Genomic DNA, 8,552 nt, shown 5'->3' on the forward strand with positions numbered 1-8,552 from the left:
CGGGCTCAGAGGTACCGGGCGTCGGGCACGGCGAGGGCGGCAACATCGACAACCAGGCGGCGGTCGTCGCCGGCACGTACAACAAGGTGACCCGTGACCAAGCGACTCACATGGACCATGCCCGCCCTGCTGGCGTGCGCGCTGCTGACAGGATGTTCGAGCATGGAGAAGAAGACCGCCGAGGTGCGCGACAGCGCACAGATGCAGGCCGGCACGCAGCGCACGTCCAGCCAGATCCTGGACATGATCGGTCTGAAGGGGAAGGTGACCGACGGGGGTCCCCTGCCGCTGCCGTGCGACGGCCACGGGGGCGAGGTGGAGCAGATGGATCACCCGTGGAGCATCTACGACCTTCCGTACGAGGACCTGGAGCAGGCCTACACCCGCATGCGCACCACCCTGCCCGCGAAGGGCTGGAAGGTCACACAGGACGGTCAGGACGAGAGCGCCGCGAAGACGCCCACGCTGCGGGCCGACTCGCCCGACGGCGACTACGCGGTGGAGCTCCAGCTCATGGACGACCGCAAGCAGCCCACGGCCAAGACCGAGGCCCTGCTCCGCGTCACCGTCGTCTCCCGCTGCTTCCAGCCCGCCTGACGACCGCCGGCCTCGTGCTTCAGTGGTGGCCCAGTATCCCGGGCGCGTCGATGTCCACGGTGACGATGCCCGGTGGATAGCGGTCCTCGTGGGCTGTGAGCAGGATCGACATGCCGGTGAACTGCGGTCGGGGCGAGGCGCAGTAGAGCGCATGGCAGGTGTCCAGGCCGCCGAAGCCGTCCCGGACGAGGGTGCCGACGGTCACGGCGGCGATCGTGTCGAGGTCGTCGACGGCGACGGAGGAGAAGGTCAGGGCGGCGCGCCCGGCACCCGCGCTCGCCGCCTCGGCCTCCGCCAGGCAGAGGGCCGGGACCCACATGGCGTCACCCGGCGTCTTGGCCATGTTGGCGGCGAGCTCGATGAGGGCCTTGTGTCCCTCGGCGAGCGCGAGGACGGCGCTGGTGTCGAGGATGATCACGCGGCTTCGCCCCGGGCTGCCCGTACCTTCTGCGCCGCGATTCGGTAGATGTTGCCGAGGATGTCGGGCGCCTCGTCGAACTCCTCGTCACTCATGTCCACACCCATGAGCGCACGCGCGTGGTCACGGTCCGCCCGGAGCCGCTCGGCGATCTGGTCCTTCGTGGGCTCCCGTTCCGCGAGCTGCTGGACCAGCTGGCCCAAGGTGATTCCGCGCTCCGCCGCGAGGGTGGCCAGGTGGTCGCGGGTCTCGCGCGAGACCTGAATAGTCGTTGTCGCCATAGAGCCACTATAGCGCCGTCACGGCAGATACCGGGCGTACTCGTCCAGCACCCCCAGCACCTCCGTCTCGTCCCCCGGCGGCAGCTGGAGCACCACCTCCTCGCAGCCCAGCTCCTCGTAGTGCGCCAGCTTCCCCGGGTTCGGCAGGACCGCGTACGGGACGACCTGGAGGGTCTTCGGGTCGCGGCCGGCCTTCTCCCAGGCCTCGCGGAGCACCGGCATGGACTGCGTCAGGCCGCGCCCGCCGATCGGCATCCAGCCGTCCGCGTACTCGGCGATCTGCGCGAAGAGCTTGGGGCCCGCCGCGCCGCCGATGAGGGTGCGCGGGGCGCCGCCCGCCGGCTTGGGGTACGCGTGGGACGCCCGTACCGACACCCCGAAGTCGCCCTCGTACGCCGTCGGTTCATCCGCCCACAACGCCCGCATGAGCGCCATCCGCTCCCGGCCGAGCTCGCGCCGCGTCGCCCACTCCACACCGTGGTCGGCGGCCTCCTCCTTGTTCCAGCCGAAGCCGACGCCGAGGGTGAAGCGGCCGCCCGAGAGATGGTCGAGGGTGGCGATCTGCTTGGCCAGGGCGATCGGGTCGTGCTCGGTGATCAGCGTGATGCCGGTGCCGAGTTCGAGCCGTTCGGTGACGGCGGAGGCCTGGCCGAGGGCGACGAAGGGGTCGAGGGTGCGGCCGTACTCCCGGGGCAGTTCGATGCCCGCCGCGGGGTAGGGGGTGGCCCGCTCGATCGGGATGTGGGTGTGTTCGGGCAGGTAGAGCCCGGCGAAGCCCCGCTCTTCGAGCTCGCGCGCGAGGCGGACGGGGGTGATGGTCTCGTCGGTCAGAAAGATCGTGGTCGAGATCCGCATAGCGGCACGGTAGGGGCTGCGGCGGTGATTTCCGAGAGGTGCGGCGCTACGGGCCTCTTGCGTTGTCCGGAAGTTCACGGGTTCATACGAGGATGCCGGACATGAGCGAACCGACCAGACGAGCGCTCCTGACGACGAGCGTCGCCTCCGCCTTTACCTTGGGAAGCGTGAGCTTCGCGCACGCGGCCGACAGCCCCGGCGGTACCCCCGGCGGCGACCGTACGCAGACGGTCAGCGGCACGCTGCCGCCGGGCTCGCCCGACTTCGTGTACCTCCCGGTCGAGATCCCGCGGGGGGTGCGCGAGATCCATGTCTCGTACACCTACGAGCGGCCGGACGTTCCCGCCGGGACGCAGGGCAACGCCCTGGACATCGGCGTCTTCGACCAGCGCGGCACCGAGCTCGGCGGCAAGGGCTTCCGGGGCTGGTCGGGCGGGGCGCGCAAGGAGTTCTTCCTGCGTACCGAGGAGGCGACCCCGGGTTATGTCGCCGGTCCGCTGAAGGCCGGCACCTGGTTCGTCGTACTCGCCCCTTACACCGTGGCGCCGCAGGGGCTCACGTACTCGGTGACGATCACGCTGCGCTTCGGCGCCTCGCTGCCGACCCCCAGGCCCGTGTACCCGCCGGAGCGGGCCGAGGGCCGGGGCAGGGCCTGGTACCGCGGCGACAGCCATCTGCACACCGTGTACTCGGACGGGCGCCGCACGCCGGCCGAGGTCGCCGCGCTCGCGCGCGCCGCCGGGCTCGACTTCCTGACCACCACCGAGCACAACACCCATGCGGCGCACGGGGCATGGGCCGAGCTCGCCGGGGACGACCTGCTGATCCTCCTGGGCGAGGAGATCACCACCCGCAACGGCCACGTGCTGGCCCTGGGCACGGACCCGGGCACGTTCGTGGACTGGCGCTACCGGGCGCGGGAGAACCGCTTCGGGCACTTCGCGCGGGAGATCCGCCGGGCGGGCGGGCTCGTGGTCCCGGCGCATCCGCACGCCACCTGCATCGGCTGCAACTGGAAGTTCGGCTTCGGCGAGGCGGACGTGGTCGAGGTGTGGAACGGCCCCTACACCCCGGACGACGAGGTGTCGCTCGCGGGCTGGGACGCGGCGCTCGCCAAGGGCCGCTGGACCCCGGCGATGGGCAACAGCGACGCCCACCGCGACCCGGACCGTGTCGGCACCCCGCAGACCGTGGTCCTGGCCGACGACCTGAGCCGGAGGGCGATCCTGGCGGGCCTGCGCGCGGGCCGCTCGTACGTCGCCGAGTCCTCGTCCGTCTCCGTCGACTTCGCGGTGACGGACGGCCGGGGCCGCTCGGCGGGGATCGGCGAGCGGCTGCGGGTGCCGGCGGACGAGCCCGTGACCGTCCGGCTGGCGGTGAGCGGGGCGCCGGAGGGCGGCACGGTCCGCTTCGTCACCGACCAGGGCGTGCTGCACACGGCAGTGGCGGCCGCGGGTCCGGTGGAGTGGGTGACGACGGCCGCGTACGCCTCGTACGTGCGGGCCGAGGTCCGCCACCCGGCGACGATGCCGCCGCTGCCGGGCGCGCTCGCGGCGTTCACCAACCCGGTGTTCCTGGAGACCGGCGGAGTCAGCCCTGGTACTCGGTGAGGTCGATGGCGTACACACGCAGCGGGACGCCGAAGGCGGGGTGCTCGATCTCGCGCTCCGGGGTCATCCCGAGCTTGTGGATGACCTTCTCCGAGGCCGAGTTGGAGATGTGGGTGATGGCGACGACCCGGTCGAGGCCGCGGTCCTGGAGTGCGAACTCCAGGGCCGCGTGGGCGGCCTCGGAGGCGTACCCCTGTCCCCAGAAGGGCCGGCCGAGCCGCCAGCCGATCTCCACCTCGTGCGCCAGCTCGGGCAGGAATCCGGGGACGGAGAGCCCGGCGAAGCCGATCAGCTCACCGGAGCCGAGGAGTTCGACGGCGAAGAGCCCGAAGCCCTCGTCGTCCCACTCCTCCTCCCAGCGCTCGATGTCCTCGGCGGTCTCCTCCAGGTCACGGACCGATCCGTCGCCGATCCAGCGCATCACCTCGGGGTCGGCGCTGATCTCGGCCATGGGGACGAGGTCGTCGTCGGTCCAGCGGCGAAGGAGGAGGCGGGGGGTACGGATCTCGGTCATACCTCCATGGTCTCGCACCCCACCCGCCGCGGACGTCCCGGCCCGGCCCTTGACCTCAAGCTTGGTTGATGTACGAGTCTCGTCGCATGGACACGGACACCGCTGACATCACCCGTCTCTTCGACCGCTACCTCCGCTCCCTCGACGACCGGGGCGCCTTCGACGCGGCCTGGGCCGCCTCCTTCTTCACCGAGGACGCGACCACGTCGACGCCCGCCGGGGACGTACGGGGGCGCGAGGCCGTCGCCGCCAACGTGCGGATGGCCATGGGGCTCTTCGACCGGACCGTGCACTTCGGGTCGAACTACCTCGTCGATGTGGACGGCGACCGCGCCACCCTCCTCGGGAACCAGCTCTCCACCCATGTGCTCGCCGACGACGGCGGGTTGTTCCTGTCCGGCGGGCGGACGGAGAACGAGCTCGTGCGCACCCCCGACGGCTGGCGCCTGTCCCGGGCCGATCTGCGCATCGCCTGGACACAGGGAAATCCGCCTGTGCTTCCGTAGTCCGGCTGCTTGGATGACCGGCATGCTGAACCGACTCGAGACGTACTACGACGCCGTCCCCCGATCCGCCGCCCGCGCCGAGGAGTTCGGGCCGCTCACCCTCTTCGTACGGGAGGGGGCGGGGTGGCCGTACTACGCGCGGCCCGCGCTCGGGTACGGCGGGGAGGTGGGCGTCGCCGAGGTGGAGCGGGTGCGGGCGCGGCAACGGGAGTTGGGGGTGCCCGAGGCGTTCGAGTGGGTGGCGGAGACGGCGCCGGGGCTGCGGGCGGCCGTCGAGAAGAGCGGGCTGGTCGTGCACGAGCATCCGCTGATGGTCCTCGAAGGCGGGGGCGCGACGCCCGCACCGCCCGAGGGCGTCACCGTGCGGATGGTCGGCGCCGACGATCCCGCCCTGCCGAGCGCGGCCGCCGCCCCGTACGCCGCCTTCGGCGTCGCGCCCTCGCCGGACGCCGCCGCCCAGCTCGCCGAACGAATCGCGGCGGGCCTCACCCACCTGGCCGCCGCACTGGACGCGGACGGCACCGCGGTCTCGGCCGGCCAGCACCAGCCCGTCGGCCCGGTCTCCGAGATCGTCGGCGTCGGCACCCTCCCGACCGCCCGCCGCCGCGGCCTCGGCCTCGCGGTCACCGCGGCCCTGATCGCGGACGCCCGCGCCCGCGGCGTGGAGACGGTCTTCCTGACGGCCACGGACGCGACCGTGGCCCGCCTCTACGCCCGCCTCGGCTTCCGTACGATCGCCACCGCCCTGATCGCGGAACCGGCCTCCTGAGAAAAAACTTCCGCGGACGTGTCACATCCGCGCCGCGCGCTCCGTCAGTGCAGTGAAGCCGACAGGAACGGCCCCACAGGAACACGGACCGCTGAGGAGCGATCACCATGTCGTACGAGATCACCCCCCGCATGACGAACCCCGCCTACGTTCTCGCCGACGCCGCGCCGGCCATCCAGAACCTCGTCAAGGCCACCCGCCAGGGAGGTGTCCCGGAGTCGACGCTGGAGCTCGTGCACCTGCGGGCCAGCCAGATCAACGGCTGCGGATTCTGCGTCGACTACGGCGTCAAGAGCGCCCGGAAGGCGGGGATGAGCGACGAGAAGCTGTTCGCCGTCGCCGCCTGGCGGGAGGCGCCGTACTTCTCCGAAGAGGAGCGGGCCGCGCTCGCGCTGGCCGAACACGCGACGCGGCTCGCCGACACCTCGGACGCCGTGCCGGACGCGGTGTGGGACGCGGCCGCCGACCACTACGACGAGAAGCAGCTCGCCGCAATCGTGCTGATGGTCGCAGTCACCAACATGTTCAACCGCATCAACGTCACGGTGAAGCAGCCGGCCGGCGTCGGCCTCTGACCGGCGTCTGCCGCACCAACGGCGCGCCGACCGGGTCCCCGGACTCGACCGGGAACCCCTCGCGTTCGTAGCCCGGGGACTCGGCGTCCCGCCGGCGCTACGTGGTCGCGGCGGCGGCCGGGACCACGCCCTCCGTCGCGAGCACCGTCGCCGGAAGGCCCACGTACGCCGTGATGCCGGAGCCGTCCGTCGGGCGCAGCTCGACCTGTGCGCCCAGCCGGGCGGCCAACCGGCCGACGACGTAGTGGCCCAGCTGTCGGGTGGGCGCGACCAGGAAGCTCTCGTCACCCGCCAGACGGGCGTTGGCCCGTGACAGGGCCTCCGTGCCCATGCCGACGCCCCGGTCCACAACGGCCAGGCAGTACTCGTCGAGGTCCCGCCAGCCGTACACCTCGACCGGCAGGTGCACCGCCGAGTAGACCAGCGCGTTCTCGATCAGCTCGGCCAGCAGGTGCGACAGGTCGGCGACGGCGTCGCCACGGATGCGGCAGGGTTCGACGTCGGCCGTCGTCACCCGCCGGTACTGCTCGACCTCCGCGACCGCCGACTGCACCACCTCCCGGGCGGTGACCGTGCCCGGCCAGGCCCGCTGCGGCTCCTGCTCGCCGGCGAGGACCAGCAGCGATTCGGCGTTGCGGCGCATCCGGGTGGCGAGGTGGTCGAGCTCGAAGAGCTCTCCGAGCGCCTCCGGGTCGATCTCCTGGCTCTCCAGGGCAGTGATGAGTCCGAGCTGGCGGCGCAGCAGGCTCTGGTTGCGGCGGCCGAGGTTGGCCAGCGACTCGGAGGTGTTGCGGCGCAGGGCGGCCTGCTGCGCGGCGAGGCCGACGGCCGTGCGCTCCACGTTCCGCAGGGCGGCCGCGAGCTGGGTGATCTCCTGGGCGCTGCCGGGCACGGGTGCGTCAGGGCGGTACGGAAGCGGGGTGGCCGCCGTCTCCGAGCCCGCGTCCGCCTCCTGGATGCGCTGCACCGCCTCCTGCAGCCGTACGCCCGCCACTTCGTCCGCCTCCTCGGCGAGCGCGCCGAGCGGTCGGGTGATGGAACGCGCCGAGAGAACGGCGAGGGCGGCGGCGACCGCCACGATCAGGAAACCGAGGGCGAGGAATCCGGCGAGCTGTCGGGTGGCCGCCGCGCTGAGCGCCCCGGCCCGCGCCCGGGCGTCGGCGCCGACGGCGCGCTGCACGCCGTACAGGTCGTCCACGAGGACGGTCATCGACCGCCACCACAGGTCGGGGTCGACGGCGAGGCGGGAGCCGTCGCCCGCCGCCGCTGCCCGTTTCTCCAGGTCTGTGGCGCGGCGGGCGTCGGCGGTGGCGAGAGCCTTGTCGAGGGCGGCGCGCTGGTCGGAGGTGGCGGACTTGCCGAACTGGTCGAGAGCGGCGACCCGGGAGGCTCGGACCTCGGCGAACGCGAGGTATTCGTCGGTCCGGAAACGTCCGGCGGCGAAGACCCCGTTGAGGGATCCGCGCTCCAGGGCCACGGACTCGGTGGCGTCGCCGAGCGCCCGCAGCGCATCCATGGCGTCGCCGAGCGCCCGGTCGCCGCCGGCGGCGTCCGCGGTGTGGCTGCGGGTGAGGGTGGCGATGGCGTCTGTGTAGAACGCGAAGGTCTCGCTGCGCGAGCCGCCGCCGCCGTCGTCGTCGACCGAGGAGCGTATGGCGCCGAGCCGGCCGAGCGGGTCCGTGCCGGTCAGGTCGTCGAGTGTGGTGCGGGCCGCGTCGGAGCGGGCACGCTGGACATCGAGGTCGTCGCGGTACTGGCGAGCGCCGCCGAGGAGCCCGTTGCTGAGCCCCCGCTCGCGCTGGAGCTCGTGGACGAGGGCCTGGACGGCGAGGACGCGGTCGACCCGGTCGTGGGTCTCCTGTGCGGCGGCCCAGTCTCCGGCGCGGTCGGCGACGGCGAGGCCGGTGAGGACGAGGAGCAGGCAGGTGGGTACGGCCAGGACGACGGTGACCCGCCCGCGGATGGTGCGCCAGCCGGGGGTCAGCCGTGCGAGGTGCCGTAAAGCGTTTGCTGTGGGAGTCACGCCGTACGACGGTATGCGCGGGCCCTCGGGGCGCGATTTCGCCGTCGTAAGGGGGTGGTTGCGCTCCGCTCACGATCGAGGCTTCGAACGGGATGCGGGCCGGGTCATCCGCTCGTAACCCGCTGTGCGGCGAGCGCGTTGGGGAGGGCATGAAGAAGATCCTCACCGCAGCCCTGACCGGACTCGCCCTGGCGGGGAGCATCGGCGCCGCCGGTTCCGCCGTCGCCGACACCGCCGACCTCGGCAATGCCCACCTTCCCTCCGTCGTTCCGCTGAGCGGTCTCCTGAACCCCCAGGAGAAGCCGGCCGGCGTGCCGGTCGACGCGGCCGTCGAGGGGCTCATGCCCGGACGCTGAGGCGGCCGGGAAAGCGCCGAGGTGGCGGGACCGTGTTCCGGTCCCGCC

General features: G+C 72.6%; 11 protein-coding genes. 6 read left to right on the forward strand and 5 right to left on the reverse strand.

Going from position 1 to position 8,552, the window contains the following annotated elements:
- Positions 1 to 93 precede the first annotated feature (93 nt).
- Entirely contained in the window at positions 94 to 597 is a 504-nt protein-coding gene (locus ACFC0D_RS31610; protein ID WP_376443346.1) for a hypothetical protein, read from the forward strand.
- A gap of 19 nt (positions 598 to 616) precedes the next feature.
- Here ACFC0D_RS31610 and ACFC0D_RS31615 read toward each other — a convergent pair whose 3' ends face one another.
- From ACFC0D_RS31615 to ACFC0D_RS31625, 3 genes are read right to left on the reverse strand one after another with little or no spacing between them, the layout of a single operon-like run.
- A complete protein-coding gene (locus ACFC0D_RS31615) occupies positions 617 to 1,015 on the reverse strand; it encodes a hypothetical protein (protein ID WP_376443348.1) in 399 nt (132 codons plus the stop codon).
- Positions 1,012 to 1,296 carry a hypothetical protein gene (locus ACFC0D_RS31620; RefSeq protein ID WP_376443351.1) on the reverse strand — a complete coding sequence of 95 codons (285 nt, stop codon included), beginning with the start codon at positions 1,294 to 1,296 and terminating at the stop codon, positions 1,012 to 1,014. Before ACFC0D_RS31620 ends, ACFC0D_RS31615 begins: the two co-directional genes overlap by 4 nt.
- A gap of 18 nt (positions 1,297 to 1,314) precedes the next feature.
- Positions 1,315 to 2,151 carry an LLM class F420-dependent oxidoreductase gene (locus tag ACFC0D_RS31625; protein ID WP_376443354.1) on the reverse strand — a complete coding sequence of 279 codons (837 nt, stop codon included), beginning with the start codon at positions 2,149 to 2,151 and terminating at the stop codon, positions 1,315 to 1,317.
- A gap of 92 nt (positions 2,152 to 2,243) precedes the next feature.
- Between ACFC0D_RS31625 and ACFC0D_RS31630 the strand changes: the two genes are divergently transcribed.
- Complete coding sequence (locus ACFC0D_RS31630) at positions 2,244 to 3,761, forward strand: CehA/McbA family metallohydrolase (RefSeq protein ID WP_376443357.1); 1,518 nt, start codon at positions 2,244 to 2,246, stop codon at positions 3,759 to 3,761.
- Here ACFC0D_RS31630 and ACFC0D_RS31635 read toward each other — a convergent pair.
- Positions 3,742 to 4,275 carry a GNAT family N-acetyltransferase gene (locus ACFC0D_RS31635; RefSeq protein WP_376443360.1) on the reverse strand — a complete coding sequence of 178 codons (534 nt, stop codon included), beginning with the start codon at positions 4,273 to 4,275 and terminating at the stop codon, positions 3,742 to 3,744. The genes ACFC0D_RS31630 and ACFC0D_RS31635 overlap by 20 nt on opposite strands.
- Before the next feature lie 86 nt (positions 4,276 to 4,361).
- On the opposite strand from ACFC0D_RS31635, the gene ACFC0D_RS31640 reads away from it, so the two are divergent.
- From ACFC0D_RS31640 to ACFC0D_RS31650, 3 genes are all read left to right on the forward strand, one after another.
- Positions 4,362 to 4,781: a nuclear transport factor 2 family protein gene (locus tag ACFC0D_RS31640; protein WP_376443363.1), complete on the forward strand. Its 420-nt coding sequence runs from the start codon at positions 4,362 to 4,364 to the stop codon at positions 4,779 to 4,781.
- A gap of 13 nt (positions 4,782 to 4,794) precedes the next feature.
- Positions 4,795 to 5,550, forward strand: a complete 756-nt coding sequence (locus tag ACFC0D_RS31645) for a GNAT family N-acetyltransferase (protein ID WP_376443366.1) — start codon at positions 4,795 to 4,797, stop codon at positions 5,548 to 5,550.
- Positions 5,551 to 5,657: 107 nt separating this feature from the next.
- Positions 5,658 to 6,125 (forward strand): carboxymuconolactone decarboxylase family protein, encoded by a 468-nt coding sequence (locus ACFC0D_RS31650; protein WP_376443369.1) that lies wholly within the window; start codon positions 5,658 to 5,660, stop codon positions 6,123 to 6,125.
- A gap of 97 nt (positions 6,126 to 6,222) precedes the next feature.
- On the opposite strand, the gene ACFC0D_RS31655 is transcribed toward ACFC0D_RS31650, so the two are convergent.
- Positions 6,223 to 8,148: a nitrate- and nitrite sensing domain-containing protein gene (locus tag ACFC0D_RS31655; RefSeq protein ID WP_376443372.1), complete on the reverse strand. Its 1,926-nt coding sequence runs from the start codon at positions 8,146 to 8,148 to the stop codon at positions 6,223 to 6,225.
- Between the two features lie 149 nt (positions 8,149 to 8,297).
- On the opposite strand from ACFC0D_RS31655, the gene ACFC0D_RS31660 reads away from it, so the two are divergent.
- Positions 8,298 to 8,504 (forward strand): hypothetical protein, encoded by a 207-nt coding sequence (locus tag ACFC0D_RS31660; protein ID WP_376443375.1) that lies wholly within the window; start codon positions 8,298 to 8,300, stop codon positions 8,502 to 8,504.
- Positions 8,505 to 8,552 lie beyond the last annotated feature (48 nt).

Source organism: Streptomyces sp. NPDC056222 (genome assembly GCF_042264065.1).
Taxonomy (GTDB): Bacteria; Actinomycetota; Actinomycetes; order Streptomycetales; family Streptomycetaceae; genus Streptomyces.